We start from the raw sequence: 17,135 nt of genomic DNA on the forward strand, positions 1-17,135 counted from the left end.
CGCCGGTCCCGGATCCTGCCGTCCCCCCTGTTCTACGCCGGTCCCGGACCCTGCCGTCCCCCCTTCTACGCCGGTCCCGGACCCCGCCGTGCCCCTCCGTTCTACGTCGGTCCCGGACCCGCCGCGCCCCCGTTTCGCACCGGGCCCGGCGCCGTACCGCGAAGATCAGGGGCGTATTGGGGTAGACCCTGATGCCCTGCCCCTGCCGCCGTGTGACCATCGATGGCATGCCGGAAGCCGCAGCAGCGCCACTCGTCGAACCGCGGGCACCGCGCAAGCTCTACCGCAGCAGCGACGGCCGCTGGCTCGGTGGCGTCGCGCGAGGGCTCGCCGGGCACCTCGGGCTGCCTGTGATCTGGGTGCGGCTCGTCTTCGTCGGCCTGTTCATGGCCGACGGCCTCGGCGGGCTGCTGTACGCCGCGTTCTGGTTCTTCGTCCCACTCGGCGTCGGCGGCGTCGGCGACCAGAAGCCGCCGTCCCTGGTCGGTGCCGAGACCGCGCCGGACGGCCGGCGCAGGCTCGTCACCCGCAAACCGGACCGGGGCCAGATCCTCGCGCTGCTCCTCATGGTCGTCGTCGCGATGGTCTTCGTGAGCAACGTCAAGCTCGGCGGCGGGGCCAAGGCGTACCTCGTACCCGCCGTCCTGGTCGCTGCGGGCGTCGCCCTCGTCTGGCGCCAGGCGGACAACGCCCGCCGGGCCCGCTGGGTCGAGGTCGGCGGCCGTCGCCGCACGCTCACGCTGCTGCGCGCGGGCGCGGGCGTTCTACTCGTCACCGCCGGGGTCTCGGCGATCTTCGTGCTCCAGGGCTCCGCCGCCCACCTCGGCTCGGTCCTCCAGGCCGCGCTCGCCGTCATCGTCGGCATCGCCCTGCTCGCCGGTCCCTATCTGGTCCGTATGACCCAGGACTTGTCCGAGGAACGGCTGATGCGCATCCGCGCCCAGGAGCGCGCCGAGGTCGCGGCGCACGTCCACGACTCGGTGCTGCACACCCTCACCCTGATCCAGCGCAACGCGGAGAACGCGGGCGAGGTCCGTCGCCTGGCCCGCGCCCAGGAACGCGACCTGCGCACCTGGCTGTACAAACCCGAGGGCACCGGCAAGGACGAGGACGACGAGCCGGCCACCCTCGCCGACGCGGTCCGGCGCAACGCGGCGGAGGTGGAGGACAAGCACGGCGTGCCCATAGAGGTCGTCGTGGTCGGCGACTGCCCCGTCGACGAGAAGACCACGGCCCAGATGCAGGCCGCGCGTGAGGCGATGGTCAACGCGGCCAAGTACGGTGGCGAGGGCGGTGCCGTTCAGGTCTACGCCGAAGTGGAGGGCAGGACGGTCTTCGTGTCCGTCCGCGACCGCGGTCCGGGCTTCGACCTCGATTCGATACCCGCCGACCGCATGGGCGTCAGAGAATCGATCATCGGCCGTATGGAGCGCAACGGCGGCACGGCGCGGCTGCGCGCGGTGCCGGACGGCGGCACGGAGGTCGAGCTGGAGATGGAGAGGGCGGAGAAGACGTCATGAGCGACCCGACCGAGGCGAACGGCACGGCGGCAGCGGCGGACCCGGCCGGGCAGGCCGACGGGCAGCCCTCCGACGGCGCGGACGAGCGCCGCGTACGGGTGGTCCTCGTCGACGACCACCGGATGTTCCGCACGGGCGTCCAGGCCGAGATCGGCCGGACCGAGCAGACCGGTGTCGAGGTCGTCGGTGAGGCCGCCGACGTCGACCAGGCGGTCACGGTGATCACCGCGACCCGGCCCGAGGTCGTCCTCCTCGACGTCCACCTGCCGGGCGGCGGCGGCGTCGAAGTGCTGCGTCGCTGCGCCGCGTTGATGGCCGACGCCGAGCGGCCCGTGCGGTTCCTCGCGCTGTCCGTGTCGGACGCGGCGGAGGACGTGATCGGGGTGATCCGCGGCGGCGCCCGCGGCTACGTCACCAAGACGATCACCGGCACGGACCTCGTCGACTCCGTCTTCCGCGTCCAGGAGGGCGACGCCGTCTTCTCCCCGCGGCTGGCCGGCTTCGTCCTCGACGCCTTCGCCTCCACCGACGCCCCGCCCGTCGACGAGGACCTGGACCGGCTCACCCAGCGCGAGCGCGAGGTGCTGCGCCTCATCGCCCGCGGCTATGCGTACAAGGAGATCGCCAAGCAGCTGTTCATCTCGGTGAAGACGGTCGAGTCCCATGTCTCCGCGGTCCTGCGCAAGCTCCAGCTGTCCAACCGGCACGAGCTGACGCGATGGGCCACGGCACGCCGGCTGGTGTGAACGTCCGGTGGGCGGGCCGGCCGAGACGGCCGGCCCGCCCACCGGGACGGTTGCGGACGGGGCGCCAGCCGGTGGCCGTCAGTCGTCGTCGGGCAGGGGGTTGGTGCCGGACACCTCACTGGGGAGCAGCACCTTGCTGTCACCCGGATAGGGCTTGGTGAAGTTGTTCGTGGAGTACCAGATGTCCCGGTTCTCCTGAGCCACGTTCACCATGTCCTCGGTCTTGAAGTCCTGTTGGGCCGACCACTGGGCCCATGCCTTCGCGATCGGGCTGCTGGTCTGGGACGGCTGCGGGTTGGTGGAGGTCAGCGAGACCTGGTTCGGCAGATAGGTGCACGGCGTGTAGTCCGCTTTGTTGGTGAACGCGTCGTACATCGGCTCCGCGGCCATGTCCTCCTGGTTCATCGGCGGCAGACCGAGGATCTGCTCGATCGTGCGCAACACGTTGAGCTGGCTGTAGTAGTCGTGGACGACCGCGCCACGCCTGGCGTACGGGCTGATCACGAGCGTCGGGTTGCGGTGCCCGTCGACGTGGTCGACGCCGTTCTGCGAGTCGTCCTCGCTGGTGCCGGTGCCCTCGTCGACCGAGCCGTCGGCGCCGGCCGAGCCGAGGCCCTCGTCACTGGCCACGACGAGCTTCTTCGTCGCCGGGTTCAGGGCGATTCCGCAGGGGTACTGCCCGGTCGGGACAAGGCCCTCGAAGGTGGGCTGCGTGTACGCGCCGTGGTACCCGTAGACCGCCACCGTGTTGTACATGCCCAGGCTGACCGCGAGGTGCGTCGGGTCGAGCATGGCCAGGGCGTTGGGCTGGGCGCCGAACGGCGCGCCCGGTGCCGGGTTGGTGGTGAAGGTCCGGCCGAGTCGCTGCTTCGCGGTGTCGATGGTGGTCACCGAGTCGTCGTCGGTGTTCGCGACGATCAGGTTCTTGCCCACGGCGAGCAGGGCGCTCGGCTCCAGGTCGACGGGGAAAGTCTTGATCTGTTTCCCGGCGGTGAGGTCCACCTCGGAGACCGTGCCGGTGGACGGTACGGCCATGTCGTTGTTCGTGACCACCGGGGTGCCGTAGGAGTCGTCGGTCCGGTCCGCCGGGGCGGTCGAGTCGCTGATGTCCCAGTCGCCGAGCTGGAGGAGCGAGTCACCGGAGTTCGCGGTGACGTTCAGCCGGTAGTAGCTGTACGCGGTGGTGTTGTGGAAGGTGTAGCTGTTGGTGGCGTACCGCCCGCTGAAGCTCTGTTCCGTGCGCTGGTCCAGGTCGGTCCAGGTGCTGCCGTCGTTCGACCCCTGGAGGGTGAAGTCCTTGGGGTCGCGGCCTGGCGTGTCGTTCGCCGAGGTCAACGAGTACTGCACCACCGCCTTGGGCTTGGCGAGGTGGTAGGTGACCCAGCCGCTCGGACTGAACGACAGCCACTTGGTGGCCGGTTGCGGTCCTTGAGGTTCGCGGCGACCTCGCTCGGCGAGTTCTCGCCGCTCGTGGTCACGTCGCCGACCTGGTCCAGCAGACTGCCGGGCATGGGCTGGGCCGGCCGGCCGCCCTGGTTGCTCACGTACGCCCGGCCGTCGATCACGGCGACGCTGTTGGGCACATTGCCCACCGTGATCTGCTTGGTCACGGTGTCGGTCGTGGTGTCGAGCACGCCGAGCGTGTTGTTCGCGTTGAGGGTGACCAGCAGGTCGGTGCCGTTCGGAGCCCAGGCCAGGCCGGCCGGGACGGCCTTGCGGCCGTCAACCCCCGGCAGTGGAACCGTGATCTCGTTCGACAGGGTCCCGTCCGTGGCGACGTCGAAGCGTGCCAGTTTCGACTGCTGAGCGGCCCACAGATGCTTGCCGTCGGGGGAGTAGACGATGCCGCCGTCGGAGACCCCGCCGCCGGGCCGGTCGGCGAGGGACGGGCCGGGGTCGCCGCCGTATGGCTGGAGCACCTTGTTGTGGACGAGGTCGAAGACGGTGACGATGCCGGTGCTGGCGCCACCCGTGTTGAGGGACGCGGCGGTCTTGCCATCCGGGTTCAGGGTCAGCCCGAGAGGCTGGCCGTTCTCCTTGATGACGTCGCCGACGGGCGTCACGAACTGGTTGGTCTGCGTGAGGTACGAGCCGTCGGTCTGCCGGCCCACGGTCTTGTCGCCGAGCCTGGTGTTGCCGAATCCTCCTTCGGCATACGTCAGTCCCGTGGCCGAGGCGAGTACGGCCACGGTCGAGACGACGACGAGGGAGAGGAGGCCCTTTTTCGGTCTGCGCATGAACTGTATTCCTCCGGGGTGGCCGTTGCCGGCCGCCCGTATGGCGTCCGATGTCCGCCGGAATCCTGTTGAGAGGACGTGAATGCCGAACAAACTGAACCGATATGCACACCGACGCCACGCAGGAACGATAGGTGTACCTGCCACGCTGCGTGTCGACGGTGCACCGGGCTGCGAAGATGACGGGGCATCAGGGCTGCGACGCTAAAAGGACTTCCAAATCCGGCCCACGTGACGGCAATGGTGTCGGCAGGGTTGGTGAAGCCGATCGGCGAAGCCGGTGGGGAGTTCCGACGGTGAAGGTCAATTACTAGGCCAAAGATGAAGTCAATGGCGAAGTCGACGATCGCGTCCAATGGCGAGGGCACATGCCGAAGTTGAACAGACCTCAGTTTAGTGCTTGCCGAATGCTGGAATTCTCGGAGCGGAATCGGAGGGGAACCGGAAGGAGTCGGAAGGAACCGGAGTAACTCGCACCGGGCTCCGAGCGGTCCCGGGGGCCGGGTGGAGCGATGCCGTGTCGAGCGGCAGCCGCCGGGTGTCCTGGTCCTGATCCGCCTCACACCACCCGGGTCGCCCCCGCGAACGGCATCTGGCCGACCGGGGCCAGCCGCACCGGAGCCGACGGGTTCGGGGCGTGGATCATCTGGCCGTTGCCCACGTAGATGCCGACGTGACTGATGCCGGAGTAGAAGAACACCAGGTCACCGGGGAGCAGTTCGGAACGGGAGACGCGTCGGCCCGTGCTGATCTGGGCGTAGGTCGTACGGGGCAGGGCTACGCCGGCCGATCGGTAGGCCGCCTGGACGAGACCGGAGCAGTCGAAGGCGTTCGGGCCCGTCGCGCCCCACACGTACGGGCTGCCGATCTTCTGATAGGCGTACGCCACGGCCGCCGCCGCGCGGGGACCGGGCGCCGCGACCGGCCCCGCGACCGGCAGGGCGGTGCGCCCGTCCCCGGGATCCGCACGCGAGGCACGGTTGCCTCCGGTCCCCTCGGTGGTCACGCCGGCCTGCTCCGGCGGCGACAGGCGGTCCAGTAGTTGCCGGGCCGTGCCCAGCTTCTCGTTGATCGTCCGCTTGCTCCGCTTCAGTTCGGCCTGCCGGGATCGCAGCGAGGCCAGCTCGATCCGCGCGGCGCCGCGCAGTCGCTCGATCTCCCGTAACTGGTCCCGTACCCGCGTCACCGCCGCCGACTGGCGGTCGCCCGCCCGCTCGGCGAACTCGGCTCCCTCCAGGTACTGGTCGGGATCCGCGGACAGTGCCAGTTGGAGGGCGGGGGCGAGACCGCCGTTGCGGTACTGCGCCGCCGCGACCGTGCCGAGCGCGTCCCGTGCCGAGTCGAGCCGGTCCTCCCGGCGGGCCGCTTCGTCCTGCAAGGACCTCAGCCGCCGCTGCGCCGCGTCCGCCTTCTCCTTCGCCCCGTTGTACTTCTCGGTGGCGGCTTCTGCCTCCTGGTACAGCTCGTCCACCTCGGCCCTGACCTGGTCCGGTGTCCGCTGCGGCTCGGCGTGTCCGGTGCCGTCGAAGGCCGTCGCGGTCGCCGCGCCCGCCAGGGCCAGGGTGGCGGCCGTCCGGGCCGTGCTGCCGCCGAGCGGGCGGTTCCGGGGCTTGCGGTGGGCTGCCACCTGGACCGTCACGTCCTTTCCTGCTGTCCTACGAGCGGTCGGCGCGGCCGGCGGAGGAGTGCCGGCCGCTGGTGGAGGACGCTAGGCCCGACTGTGACGAGTCGGTAACGGAATGTACGGAACTGGTGCCGGGGGTGCCGATGGTGACCGTATGTGACCGTGAGGACGCTGTGGAACCGCCGACTTCACGTGACGCACTGACCGAAGTGGCGCTTCCGGGGCGCACGCGGTCCGCCGGGTGCTATGAGGCAGGCATATGCCGTGCGGTGCCCGAAGGCGGGGGCCGGTGCCCGGCCGCCTTCCCGCCCCTCATTAGGCTCCGGGCATGGGCGTACTCATCCATATCTTCGTCGCGCTGCACATCATCGGCATCGCCGCCCTCCTCGGCGGCTTCCTCACCCAGATGAAGGCGATGGGGCAGGGCACCGCGCGCTTCGTCCCCGCCATGCTGCACGGCGCGCTGACCATGCTGGTCACCGGCGCGATCCTGGTCGGCCTCAACGAGGCCGACCACCACCACGTCAACAACATCAAGATCGGCGTGAAGCTGCTCGTGCTGATCGTGATCCTCGGTCTCGTCTATGTGAAGCGGGACGAGGAGCGCGTGGACAAGAACATGTTCGGCGTGGTGGGTCTGCTGACCGCGGTGAACATCTTCATCGCCGTGCTGTGGACGTGACGCCCGGAATATGACATCGGGGGCACCGCGGGTTCCCGGAGATCCCGATGGACGTCTTGAACGCGTCTTGAACGTCTTGAACGTCTTGGGTATCAAGAACGTCTTGAACGTTCTTGGATGTTTACGACGCGTCCAGGGTGTCCCAGGAACTCCTGGGGACGTCAGGCCCGGCGATGGTGCGCCCGGGGACGTTCCGCCCGGCCCGCGGCCCTGATCCCCGCGCGGGCCGCCACGACCGCGCCCGCGCCGACGGCGAGCCAGGCCGCGACCGCGACCCACAGCAGCACCTGCCCGAGGTCCCGCAGCCACGAGATCCCGGCGGCGGCCGACACGGCCAGCGAGGCCGCCGCGGTCATCCCCAAGGGGAACACCGTGGACCAGCGACGCACGTCGTAGCGGAGGCGGGGCCTGAGCACCTCGGCGATCAGCAGTACGGCGTAGCAGGCCAGGTCGAGGACGAGCAGCCCGATGGTCACGGTGTGCAGGACGCCCCGGTCGTCCTTGTTCCACAGGTACAGGGCCGGGCTGTCGGCGGACAGCAGTTTCGCTCCGGCCAGCGCCGAGATGGCGAGCCCACCGGCCGCGACCCAGTGGTCCCCGGCCCCCTTCAGCACCTGCCCGGGGTCGAACCGGGCCAGCGCGACCAGATAGAGCAGCAGACCGAGCCAGAACAGCACCAGCGCGGTGTGCGCGAGCCACGCCGTCGCCTCCGTGGCGGCCAGGGTGGCGCCGAGCACGGCGAGCCCCTGGGTGGCCACGCAGATCAGGAACACCGCTCCGGGCATGCGCCGCTTCCTGTTCCGTACGACGAGGAACAGCAGCACCGGCCAGAGCACGGCCGCCAGCGCGAGCAGCGCCTCCGCGAGGGTGGACCAGCCGAGCAGGGCGAAACGGGTGCCGAGCACCGTCGTCGCGGCCACCGCGGTGAGCGCGCCGGGCGTCTTCGCCTCGGCCAGCCACCGCTCCCGGTCGTGCAGCAGACCCGCGACGAAGTCGGCGGCGAGCGCCAGCCAGGCGACACAGCCCAGCGCGAGCGCGATCAGTGACAGGACCTCGTAGCCGGTCAGCCGCAGGGCCACCGAGACGATGCCGGTCGCCATCACGGCGGCACCGGCCGCCGGCGGTCGCTGCGCCCACCAGGCGCGGAGGGGAGAGGGGCCGGGCATGCGCCCGATGCTAGGGAGCGCCGGGCGGGTCGGCGGCATGGCACGCGTGCGCGCGCCGCAAAAACGCGCGGGTGCGGGACAAGAACGCCCTCACGCGCGCGTGGCGCTCAGGTACGGACACTCGTCACGTACGTGGCGGCACGCGCGCGTGAGGGCGCATCTCCAGGCGTGGCCCTCGACCAGGACCAGCTAGTCCTTCGATCCCGTCGCCGTCTTGGAGTAGGAGTCGTGCCAGGCGGCCTTCGCTCCGGAGTCGCCGATCCGGTAGACGTCCACCACCGCTCCCACCGCGACGGCCACCGAGAGCACCCCCACGACGATCCGTACGGGCAGGGCGGACCAGCGTATGCCGCGGGCCTCGCCCGGCTCCCCGGCCGGCGCGGACCGCCCCGCCCACCACACGACCGCGGCGAGCACGAACAGCCCGGCGGCCCACGGCAGCAGCCCGTCACCCAGCTCGGTGTGCCGACGCACCAGAGCGTCGCTCTCCACGTGCCGTTCCAGCCACTCGCCCGCCTGCGTCGTCAACGGCACGCTGACCAGGGCGAGGAGTGCCAGGACCGGCAGCAGCGGCCCCAGTCGCCGGGCGGCGCGCGGCCACAGTGCCGCCGCCACCAGCGCCAGCGCCGCGAGAGGTACCAGTACGACGACTACGTGGACCAGCAGGACATGGGCGGGCAGGCCGTTGATCAGGGTCATCGAGGCGCTCCTGAGCGGGATAGGGGGCGTCAGCGTGGCACATGAAACTCTCAGCTTCTTCTCAATGACGCCCCCGGCGGCAGCCCCCGCGCCCCGCGCGGGAGCAGCGCGATGCGGGCCCGCGCGGGAGCGGAAAGAGGCGGGCCCGCACGGTTCGGCCGACGCGGCCCGCGCGGGTCGGTTCGACGCGGGCCCGCGCCGCGTCAGGCGGGTCGCACCACGCTGTGGATGATCGAATCACCGCCGTAGTAGATCGACTCCTCGCGGACGTAGGCGCCAGGCTTCGGGGCGTGGATCATCATCCCGTTGCCGATGTAGATGCCTACGTGGCTGACGTCGTCGTAGAAGAAGACCAGGTCACCGGGTTGGGCATCGGCGAGGGAGACCGTGGTTCCGGCGTCGACCTGGCTGTAGGTGGTGCGCGGCAGGCTGACGCCGGCGGCCTTCCAGGCGGCCTGGGTGAGCCCCGAGCAGTCGTAGGAGCCCGGACCGGTGGCACCCCAGACATAGGGCTTGCCGATCTGCGCGCGGGCGAAGTCGATCGCCTTCTGGGCCTTGGTGGCCGACGAGGAAGAAGAGGACGAAGAGGAGGAAGACGGCGAGGACGATGTGTCCGTGGCGGACGACGCGTCCTTCTTCTGCTGAGCGGCCTGCTGCTCCTTGGCCAGCTCCGCCGCCTTCCGCGCGGCCTCCTCCTGCCGGCGCTTCTCGATCTCGGCGAGCCGCTTCTTCTCCTCCGCCGTCAGCTTGGTCAGCAGCTCGCGCGCGGTGGAGAGCTTCTTCTGGACGGTGGCCTTGGCGGTCTGGAGTTCGTCCTGCGACTTGGTGAGCGTTTCGAGGCTCTGCGTGGCCTCCCGCCGCTTCTTCATCGTCGCCGACTGCTCGGTGACGTAGTCGTCGACCACGGTCTTCTGGCGGGCGGTCAGCCGGTTCATCAGCTGGCTCTGGTCGAAGTAGTCCTGCGGGTTGTCGGCGAGCAGGAGGGAGGCGCTGTCGGGAACGGAGGCTCCGGTCCGGTACTGCGCGGCGGCGAACGAGCCGAGCTCGTCACGGGCCTTGTTGAGCCGGTCGGTGCCGCGGGCGACGTCGTCCAGGAGGGTGTCGACGCGCTTGCGCTGTTGGCCGGTCTGCTCCTTGGCCGCGTTGTAGTGGTCGGTTGCCGATTCGGCCTGCCGGTACAGGTCGTCGACCTTCTTCTGCACCTCCTCCACGCTCGGCTTGCCGTCGGTGGGGGCGGCGACGGCCGTCTGGGAGAGCAGGGCTACGGAGGTGAGGGCGACGGTGGCCAGGGCGGGGGTGCGTATGCCTGCTACGCGCGTACCCGCGGAGCGCGGCTTGCGGTGCGACGCCAAGAGAGGCGACTCCTTCCGTGTTCCGCCTGCCGAGTTAGCTGTCGGGTTCGGGCGGGTGGTTCGGAAGGTTTGCCCTACGGCCGTTTCCCTTGTGAGGGATTGGGCCGATTCACCCCAAAGTCGGTGTGGGTCCCCGGCTCCCGCGTGCCACGGGGACACGCCGGACTCGGCGGAGGCCGCACGGCCCGGCGAGGTTCGCCGGTGGGGGTCGTACGGCCCGCCCGGCACGCTAGCCAACTCGTGTGGCCCCTGTGAAGGTTGGTGGGTGATATGCCCGATACATTTTCGTGACCTGGTGGTGAGTTTCCTCCAGGGTCATCGGGTGATTCCGTACGGTGAGCGGATCGGGCGTGGATGTGACCGGGTGGATCCCGGCCGGACGGAATGGGTCACGCTTCGGCGGCGACCTGGGACCGACCCGTGAGCGACCTGGGATCGTGGTCGACCTGCGGCCGGTCTGCGGCGGTCTGCGGCCGGCCTCGAATCGACCTGGGATCGGCCTGGGATCGGCCTGGGACTTCGCTGGGGCGGCGGGGCGGCACCGGCGAAGTTCTGCGAGCGGCACCGGTCATGTTCTCGGGGCGGCAGCGGGTTGTCAGTGGTGCGCCCTAGACTCGGAGAGCGATGAGCAGCCTTTTTGACGACAGCTTCCTGGCGGACCTCCAGGCCCCCCGCGGGCAGGAGGGGGAGCCCCCACCGCCCGAGGACGAGCACGCTCCGGAGCCGGTTCCGGACGATCTGTTCGGCGGGAAGTTCGACGTGCCCCCGGACCCGGACTCCTACTACGGGGACGGTGCCCCCCGGCCGGTCATCGACCCGGCCGCGCTCCTGCACGGGCTGAACGACAACCAGCGCGCGGCCGTCGTGCACTCCGGCTCCCCGCTGCTCATCGTGGCCGGCGCCGGCTCCGGCAAGACCCGCGTGCTCACGCACCGCATCGCCCACCTGCTCGCGGAGCGCAAGGTGCATCCCGGGCAGATCCTCGCGATCACCTTCACCAACAAGGCCGCGGGCGAGATGAAGGAGCGCGTGGAACACCTCGTCGGCCCGCGCGCGAACGCGATGTGGGTGATGACCTTCCACAGCGCGTGCGTGCGCATCCTGCGCCGCGAGAGCAAGCGCCTCGGCTTCACCTCGTCCTTCTCGATCTACGACGCCGCCGACTCCAAGCGCCTGATGGCCCTGGTCTGCCGCGACCTGGACCTCGACCCCAAGCGTTTCCCGCCGAAGGCGTTCAGCGCCAAGATCAGCAACCTGAAGAACGAGCTGATCGACGAGGAGGACTACGCCGCCGAGGCGGCCGGGGGCGCGTCCCAGTCGGACTCCGGGGGAAGCTTCGAGAAGACCCTCGCCCAGGCGTACGCCCTCTACCAGTCGCGGCTGCGCGAGGCGAACGCCCTCGACTTCGACGACCTGATCATGACGACCGTCAACCTGCTGCGCGCGTTCCCGGACGTCGCCGAGCACTACCGGCGCCGCTTCCGCCACGTCCTCGTGGACGAGTACCAGGACACCAACCACGCCCAGTACGCACTCGTGCGCGAACTCGTCGGGACCGCCGAGCGCCCGGCGGACGTGCCCGCGCAGGAGCACGACCTGCCGCCCGCCGAACTGTGCGTGGTGGGCGACGCCGACCAGTCGATCTACGCCTTCCGCGGCGCGACCATCCGCAACATCCTCCAGTTCGAGGAGGACTACCCGGACGCGACGACGATCCTCCTGGAGCAGAACTACCGCTCCACGCAGACGATCCTGTCCGCCGCCAACGCCGTCATCGAGCGCAACGAGTCCCGCCGCCCCAAGAACCTGTGGACCAACGCGGGCGCGGGCACCACCATCACCGGGTATGTCGCGGACACCGAGCACGACGAGGCGCAGTTCGTCGCCGACGAGATAGACCGGCTGACCGACGCGGGTGAGGCCAAGTCCGGCGACGTCGCCGTCTTCTACCGCACCAACGCCCAGTCCCGTGTCTTCGAAGAGGTCTTCATCCGCGTCGGCCTGCCCTACAAGGTCGTCGGCGGCGTCCGCTTCTACGAACGCAAGGAGGTCCGGGACGTCCTCGCCTACCTGCGGGTGCTGGCCAACCCGGAGGACTCGGTCCCGCTGCGCCGCATCCTGAACGTGCCCAAGCGCGGCATCGGCGACCGCGCCGAGGCGATGGTCGACGCGCTCGCCCAGCGCGAGAAGATCAGCTTCTCGCAGGCGCTGCGCCGCGTGGACGAGGCGTACGGCATGGCCGCGCGGTCGACCAACGCCATCAAGCGGTTCAACGTGCTGATGGAGGAGCTGCGGACGATCGCCGAGTCCGGAGCGGGCCCGGCGACCGTCCTGGAGGCGGTGCTGGAACGCACCGGCTACCTCGCCGAGTTGCAGAACTCGACCGACCCCCAGGACGAGACCCGGATCGAGAACCTTCAGGAACTCGCCTCCGTGGCCCTGGAGTTCGAGCAGGAGCGGGGCGAAGGCGCGGCGGCCGAGGGGGCTGCGGGCGCCGCGGCCCCGGGCGGCACACTCGCCGACTTCCTGGAACAGGTCGCGCTGGTCGCCGACTCCGACCAGATCCCGGACGAGGAGGAGGGCGACGGCGTCATCACCCTGATGACCCTGCACACCGCCAAGGGCCTGGAGTTCCCGGTGGTCTTCCTGACCGGTATGGAGGACGGCGTCTTCCCGCACATGCGTGCCCTCGGCCAGACCAAGGAGCTGGAGGAGGAGCGGCGCCTGGCGTACGTCGGCATCACGCGCGCGCGGGAGCGGCTGTACCTCACCCGGTCGACGATGCGCAGCGCCTGGGGCCAGCCGTCGTACAACCCGCCCTCACGCTTCCTGGAGGAGATCCCGGGCGCCCATATGGAGTGGAAGCGGACGGGGGCCCCGGCGCCTGTCTCCTCCGGGCCCGCGTCCGGTGTCGCGTCCTCGCTGTCCTCGTCCCGCTCCCGCTCGTCCGGGGCGGGCGCGTCCGGGTTCGCCACGCGCAGGGCGTCGGAGAAACCGGTGGTGTCCCTTGCCGTCGGCGACCGGGTCACCCACGACCAGTTCGGTCTCGGCACGGTCGTCGCGGTGGCCGGCACGGGGGACAAGGCCCAGGCGACGATCGACTTCGGCGACGCGAAGCCCAAGCGACTGCTGCTGCGGTACGCGCCGGTGGAGAAGCTGTAGCGCCGTGGAGAAGCCGTAGCTCCTTGAGACGGGGCCCGCCCCGCGTCGTGTCGTTCGCGGGGCGGGAGCGGTACGTCCGTGGGATGGGAGCCGTACGTCCATGGGAGGGCCGCCCCTCATGCCCGCAGGACGGGCCGTACGCCCGTGGGACGGACCTTGTGCCCGAGTGCGGAGCCCTTACGTCGGGTCGAGTCCGTGGCTGCGCAGCCACGGCAGTGGGTCTATGGCCGAACCGCCCGCGGGGCGCACCTCGAAGTGCAGATGCGGGCCGGTGGAGTTGCCCGAGTTCCCGGAGTAGGCGATCGGCTGCCCGGCCTTGACGCTCGTACCGGAGACGACCTGGTAGCTGGAGAGGTGGCAGTACCAGGTCTCCGTGCCGTCCTTCGCCGTCACGATCATCATGTTGCCGTAGGCGCTGTTCCACTCCGTGCGGACGGTGCCGTCGGTCGCGGCCATCACCGTCGTGCCGTACGAAACGGGAAAGTCGATCCCGGTGTGCACGGACATCCAGTTCACACCGGCCTGGCCGAAATAGGCGCTGAGCCCGTGCTGGGCGACCGGGAGCGCGAACTTGGGCCGCAGCCGTTCCTTGAGCGCCGCCTCGGCCAGCGCCTTCTTCTTCTCGGCGTCCTGCTCGGCCTTGAGATCGATGCGTTCCTGAGTGCGGCTGGCCCGGTCGGCGAAGTCGTCGGCGCCCGCGGAGAGGCTTTCGAGCTGGGTGTCCAGCTTGTTGTTGGCGGTGGATGGTTTCACCGCTTGCGGGTCCGGGGCGGAGGCGGTCGTGTCCGTACCGTCGTCGGTCAGGCCGCCCACGGATGCGGCGGCGATCCCGGCAACCCCCATCACGCAGGCCGAGGGCACGGCGATGGTCAGCAGTGCGGAGCGCTTGGCGGGCGGACGGCGCCGCGAGCGGGACGCGGACCGCGAACCCGCGCGCGGGACGGGCACCGGGGTGACCTCTTCCTGGCCGTCGAGCAGCGGCGCCACCGCAGGCAGCTCACCGGTGGCCGTCAACCCGCCCCCGCCCGGGGCGGGTTCCTCACCCGCGACAGTCGCGTAGGCGGAGTCGTCGTAGGCGGAGTCCCCGTAGGAGGGGGCGTAGGGGCTCTCCTCGTAGGCGGTCTCCCCGTAAGGGGCCGCTTCGTACGAGGGCTGCTCGAACGCGCCGGTCGCCTGGTGCTCGAAGGGCTCGGCCGGATGCTCGGACCGGGCGCCGTCGGAGTTCCACTGCGTGGCGTCGTACGCGCCGGTGTCGAACGCCTGGGTGCCCCACTCCCACTGCTGGGTCGGGTCGGCACCGCCGAGTTGATCGGCCTGCAACCAGGCACCGGCGTCCCACTGGCCGCTCGTGTCGGCCCCCGAGCCCTGCTGCTGCGGCACCGACCACGCCGTGGCGTCGTAGGCGCCGCTGTCGTAGGCGGCATGGTGCTGCGCCGCGTACGGGTCGTAGTTCAGGGTGTGGTGCGCGCCGGTCGACCAGTGCGTGGTGTCGTACGCACCGGTGGCCCCGGAATCGCCCGGGAGACTGCCGAAGAGGGGGTCGGTCTCGAAGGCGGCGGTGTGCGCGCCCTGCGGTGCGCCGCCGGCGTCGTAGCCGCCGTACGTGGTGAAGTCGCCGTACTGGGCTTCCTGTCCGCCGTACGACGCGTAGTGCGCCGAGGTGGCTTCGGAAGCCGGAGCCGGGGTGGTCAGAGTCCCCGACGGGTGACGGTCGTTCACCAACTTCTCTTTCGCCTCGACAACAGGGGCTGCCAGAGCAGTGCGGCGACTGTACCCGGCGGTATGCGGGCGCGACAATCTTCGGCTGGTTTCGCGTTCGCAGGAAACGGGCATTCGGCCGTGTTTCGGGGAGCGCGGGCGCGGGTTTGGCTTTGTGTTCGAAGGATGTTCGATGGTCAGGGCAGGGGCAGGCCGACGGCCGGGCTCGTGTCCCGCCGGCCGGGCGGGACGCACGGGCGCCGTGGCGATCGGGTGAACCGGCTTCGTGCCGGTCGGCCGTCCGCCCGGGACCCCGTGCCGTTCGTCCGGTACGGCCATTCGGGTGATCCGCCCGCCTCCGCGCAGGTGATCAGCCCGGCCTTCGTGCAGATGATCTGCCTCGGCTACGGCTTGGCTCCGTTCGGCTTCCGTACGGGTTCCGTACGGGTTCCGTACGGGTTCCGTACGGATGATCGGCCCGGCTCCGGTTCCGTTCGGCCTTCGCGCGGATGATCGGCCCGGCCTCGGCTCCGGCTCCGTTCGGCCCCCGGTCAGGCCATGGTCCTCAGGCCGCAGTCCTCAGGCCACGGTCAGCCCGGCCTGCCCCGGGACGGCTCCCGTCTCGGCTCCCGCCTCCGCGGGCTCGGCGGGCTCGGCGCCGAGCGCCTGACGTATCCGGGCCGCGACCGCGGGGTGCACCGGCAGCGCGAGGTGTCCGATCCCGGTGACCGGCACGTTCTCCACCAGCAGGTCGGGATGGTCGAGGCAGGCGGTGTCCAGTGGATCCATCACCGAATCGAGGTCGCTCCAGAAGCTGACGAACCGGGTACGGCAGCCGGGTGCGGGCATGGTCAGCTCCTCGATCACCGCCGAGCCGGGCCGCATCTGGCGCACGATCGGGTGGGCGTTCGCCAGCGGGACGGCTCGGGTGCCGGAGTGCGGTGTACCGAGCGTCACCAGCGTGCGGATCCGGTGGTCGCCGCCCAGGCGCTGTACGTAGTAGCGCGCGATCAGTCCGCCGAGGCTGTGCCCCACGATGTCCACCTGCGGACTTCCGGTCCGTCGGCAGATTTCCTCGATGTGCCGGCCGAGCAGTTCGGCGGCGATGCGAATGTCGCAGGTCAGCGGGGAGTAGTTGAGTGACTCCACCCGGTGCCTGCCGTGCTGGGCGAGATTGCGGCGGAGCAGGACGAAGGCCGATCGGTTGTCGATGAAGCCGTGCAGCAGGACGACCGGCAGTTCGGGCCGGGCCGGCAGCCGTGGTGTGCCGTCCGAAGGGGACGGGGACTGGGAGCGGCGTTCCTGGATGATGCCGGTCGGATAGAGGAGGAGGTGTCCCGCGAGGATCGTGACCTCAAGGGCCGTCGCCTTGAGCAGCGTCACGGAGAGTCCCGCCAGTTTGCCCGGCAGGAGGAGCTGGTAGAGCGGACGAAGCGGCTGCACTGCCCTGGTGACCATCATGGCCGACCTCCTGTCGGCACAGGAGGACGTCTCTGTCCCCGTGTGCCCTTGTGGGAAGCCGTACGCAGGGTCACCGAGGTGCGTGTCGTGCACGCCGCATGCCTTTCGTGTTCCCGTGGACCAAGCTGCGGCTCCCGAACATGTCCCACCGTGTGATTTCCCCCTCGGCCGCCACCGTAAAACCGCCGGTTGCGGGATGCTGGGGATAACGTTCGTTCACTTCCAGGCCGGTGGCGGAGCGCACGGATGGTGCGGTACTTGTCGGTACGGATGGATCCAATCGTGTATCCAATCGCTTCATGGAGGCAGTGATGGGTGTGGCAGCCGGTCCGATCCGCGTGGTGGTGGCCAAGCCGGGGCTCGACGGTCATGACCGCGGTGCCAAGGTCATCGCGCGGGCGCTGCGCGACGCCGGTATGGAGGTCATCTACACCGGGCTCCACCAGACGCCGGAGCAGATCGTCGACACGGCGATCCAGGAGGACGCCGACGCGATCGGCCTGTCCATCCTCTCCGGCGCGCACAACACCCTCTTCGCGGCCGTCATCGACCTCCTCAAGGAGCGCGACGCCGCGGACATCCTGGTCTTCGGCGGCGGGATCATCCCCGAGGCGGACATCGCGCCGCTCAAGGAGAAGGGCGTCGCGGAGATCTTCACCCCGGGCGCGACCACGGCGTCGATCGTGGAGTGGGTACGGGCGAACGTACGGCAACCAGCCGCTTCCGGCGGCTGACCCACCCCTCCATGCCCCGCAGGGGCGCGGGGAACGGTGCGCTCAGCCACGAGC

General features: G+C 70.3%; 13 protein-coding genes and 1 riboswitch. Of the genes, 5 read left to right on the forward strand and 8 right to left on the reverse strand.

The window, feature by feature from the left end; translation table 11 throughout:
• Positions 1 to 227 precede the first annotated feature (227 nt).
• The gene (locus ACFY2B_RS01710) at positions 228 to 1,520 is read left to right on the forward strand and encodes a PspC domain-containing protein (protein ID WP_390761131.1); all 1,293 of its coding nucleotides are present in this window, start codon (positions 228 to 230) and stop codon (positions 1,518 to 1,520) included.
• Positions 1,517 to 2,266: a LuxR C-terminal-related transcriptional regulator gene (locus ACFY2B_RS01715; protein WP_390761132.1), complete on the forward strand. Its 750-nt coding sequence runs from the start codon at positions 1,517 to 1,519 to the stop codon at positions 2,264 to 2,266. The genes ACFY2B_RS01710 and ACFY2B_RS01715 overlap by 4 nt, the downstream gene beginning before the upstream one ends.
• Before the next feature lie 78 nt (positions 2,267 to 2,344).
• On the opposite strand, the gene ACFY2B_RS01720 is transcribed toward ACFY2B_RS01715, so the two are convergent.
• The 3 genes from ACFY2B_RS01720 to ACFY2B_RS01730 all read right to left on the reverse strand — a co-directional run bounded on the left by ACFY2B_RS01720 (position 2,345) and on the right by ACFY2B_RS01730 (position 6,130).
• Entirely contained in the window at positions 2,345 to 3,670 is a 1,326-nt protein-coding gene (locus ACFY2B_RS01720; protein ID WP_390761515.1) for an alkaline phosphatase family protein, read from the reverse strand.
• Complete coding sequence (locus ACFY2B_RS01725) at positions 3,598 to 4,503, reverse strand: YncE family protein (RefSeq protein ID WP_390761133.1); 906 nt, start codon at positions 4,501 to 4,503, stop codon at positions 3,598 to 3,600. The genes ACFY2B_RS01720 and ACFY2B_RS01725 overlap by 73 nt, the downstream gene beginning before the upstream one ends.
• Positions 4,504 to 5,062: 559 nt before the next feature.
• A complete protein-coding gene (locus ACFY2B_RS01730) occupies positions 5,063 to 6,130 on the reverse strand; it encodes an NlpC/P60 family protein (RefSeq protein ID WP_390761516.1) in 1,068 nt (355 codons plus the stop codon).
• Positions 6,131 to 6,455: 325 nt separating this feature from the next.
• On the opposite strand from ACFY2B_RS01730, the gene ACFY2B_RS01735 reads away from it, so the two are divergent.
• Positions 6,456 to 6,809, forward strand: a complete 354-nt coding sequence (locus tag ACFY2B_RS01735) for a hypothetical protein (RefSeq protein WP_390761134.1) — start codon at positions 6,456 to 6,458, stop codon at positions 6,807 to 6,809.
• Between the two features lie 161 nt (positions 6,810 to 6,970).
• On the opposite strand, the gene ACFY2B_RS01740 is transcribed toward ACFY2B_RS01735, so the two are convergent.
• From ACFY2B_RS01740 to ACFY2B_RS01750, 3 genes are all read right to left on the reverse strand, one after another.
• A complete protein-coding gene (locus ACFY2B_RS01740; protein WP_390761135.1) occupies positions 6,971 to 7,975 on the reverse strand; it encodes a tellurite resistance/C4-dicarboxylate transporter family protein in 1,005 nt (334 codons plus the stop codon).
• 189 nt (positions 7,976 to 8,164) lie between these two features.
• Positions 8,165 to 8,674 (reverse strand): DUF2231 domain-containing protein, encoded by a 510-nt coding sequence (locus ACFY2B_RS01745; protein ID WP_390761136.1) that lies wholly within the window; start codon positions 8,672 to 8,674, stop codon positions 8,165 to 8,167.
• Positions 8,675 to 8,877: 203 nt separating this feature from the next.
• Positions 8,878 to 10,026, reverse strand: a complete 1,149-nt coding sequence (locus ACFY2B_RS01750; RefSeq protein WP_390761137.1) for an NlpC/P60 family protein — start codon at positions 10,024 to 10,026, stop codon at positions 8,878 to 8,880.
• A gap of 8 nt (positions 10,027 to 10,034) precedes the next feature.
• A riboswitch (cyclic di-AMP (ydaO/yuaA leader) is annotated at positions 10,035 to 10,208 on the reverse strand.
• Positions 10,209 to 10,650: 442 nt separating this feature from the next.
• On the opposite strand from ACFY2B_RS01750, the gene pcrA reads away from it, so the two are divergent.
• The gene (gene pcrA, locus ACFY2B_RS01755; protein WP_390761138.1) at positions 10,651 to 13,188 is read left to right on the forward strand and encodes a DNA helicase PcrA; all 2,538 of its coding nucleotides are present in this window, start codon (positions 10,651 to 10,653) and stop codon (positions 13,186 to 13,188) included.
• 177 nt (positions 13,189 to 13,365) lie between these two features.
• On the opposite strand, the gene ACFY2B_RS01760 is transcribed toward pcrA, so the two are convergent.
• Both ACFY2B_RS01760 and ACFY2B_RS01765 read right to left on the reverse strand, forming a co-directional pair.
• Positions 13,366 to 14,907, reverse strand: coding sequence for a M23 family metallopeptidase (locus ACFY2B_RS01760; RefSeq protein WP_390761139.1), 1,542 nt, complete (start codon positions 14,905 to 14,907; stop codon positions 13,366 to 13,368).
• Between the two features lie 558 nt (positions 14,908 to 15,465).
• The gene (locus ACFY2B_RS01765) at positions 15,466 to 16,347 is read right to left on the reverse strand and encodes an esterase/lipase family protein (protein ID WP_390761140.1); all 882 of its coding nucleotides are present in this window, start codon (positions 16,345 to 16,347) and stop codon (positions 15,466 to 15,468) included.
• Between the two features lie 311 nt (positions 16,348 to 16,658).
• Here ACFY2B_RS01765 and ACFY2B_RS01770 point away from each other — a divergent pair, with 311 nt between their 5' ends.
• Positions 16,659 to 17,081 (forward strand): cobalamin B12-binding domain-containing protein, encoded by a 423-nt coding sequence (locus ACFY2B_RS01770; RefSeq protein WP_390761517.1) that lies wholly within the window; start codon positions 16,659 to 16,661, stop codon positions 17,079 to 17,081.
• The last annotated feature ends 54 nt before the right edge of the window (positions 17,082 to 17,135 follow it).

It is taken from the genome of Streptomyces sp. NPDC001270 (assembly GCF_042896695.1).
Taxonomy (GTDB): Bacteria; Actinomycetota; Actinomycetes; order Streptomycetales; family Streptomycetaceae; genus Streptomyces.

Excerpts from the sequence above, each read along its gene's own strand:
- ACFY2B_RS01710 (WP_390761131.1), top strand. The coding sequence starts at position 228 with ATGCCGGAAGCCGCAGCAGCGCCACTCGTCGAACCGCGGGCACCGCGC.
- ACFY2B_RS01715 (WP_390761132.1), top strand. The coding sequence starts at position 1,517 with ATGAGCGACCCGACCGAGGCGAACGGCACGGCGGCAGCGGCGGACCCG.
- ACFY2B_RS01725 (WP_390761133.1), bottom strand. The coding sequence starts at position 4,503 with ATGCGCAGACCGAAAAAGGGCCTCCTCTCCCTCGTCGTCGTCTCGACC.
- ACFY2B_RS01735 (WP_390761134.1), top strand. The coding sequence starts at position 6,456 with ATGGGCGTACTCATCCATATCTTCGTCGCGCTGCACATCATCGGCATC.
- ACFY2B_RS01740 (WP_390761135.1), bottom strand. The coding sequence starts at position 7,975 with ATGCCCGGCCCCTCTCCCCTCCGCGCCTGGTGGGCGCAGCGACCGCCG.
- ACFY2B_RS01745 (WP_390761136.1), bottom strand. The coding sequence starts at position 8,674 with ATGACCCTGATCAACGGCCTGCCCGCCCATGTCCTGCTGGTCCACGTA.
- pcrA (WP_390761138.1), top strand. The coding sequence starts at position 10,651 with ATGAGCAGCCTTTTTGACGACAGCTTCCTGGCGGACCTCCAGGCCCCC.
- ACFY2B_RS01765 (WP_390761140.1), bottom strand. The coding sequence starts at position 16,347 with ATGATGGTCACCAGGGCAGTGCAGCCGCTTCGTCCGCTCTACCAGCTC.
- ACFY2B_RS01770 (WP_390761517.1), top strand. The coding sequence starts at position 16,659 with ATGGGTGTGGCAGCCGGTCCGATCCGCGTGGTGGTGGCCAAGCCGGGG.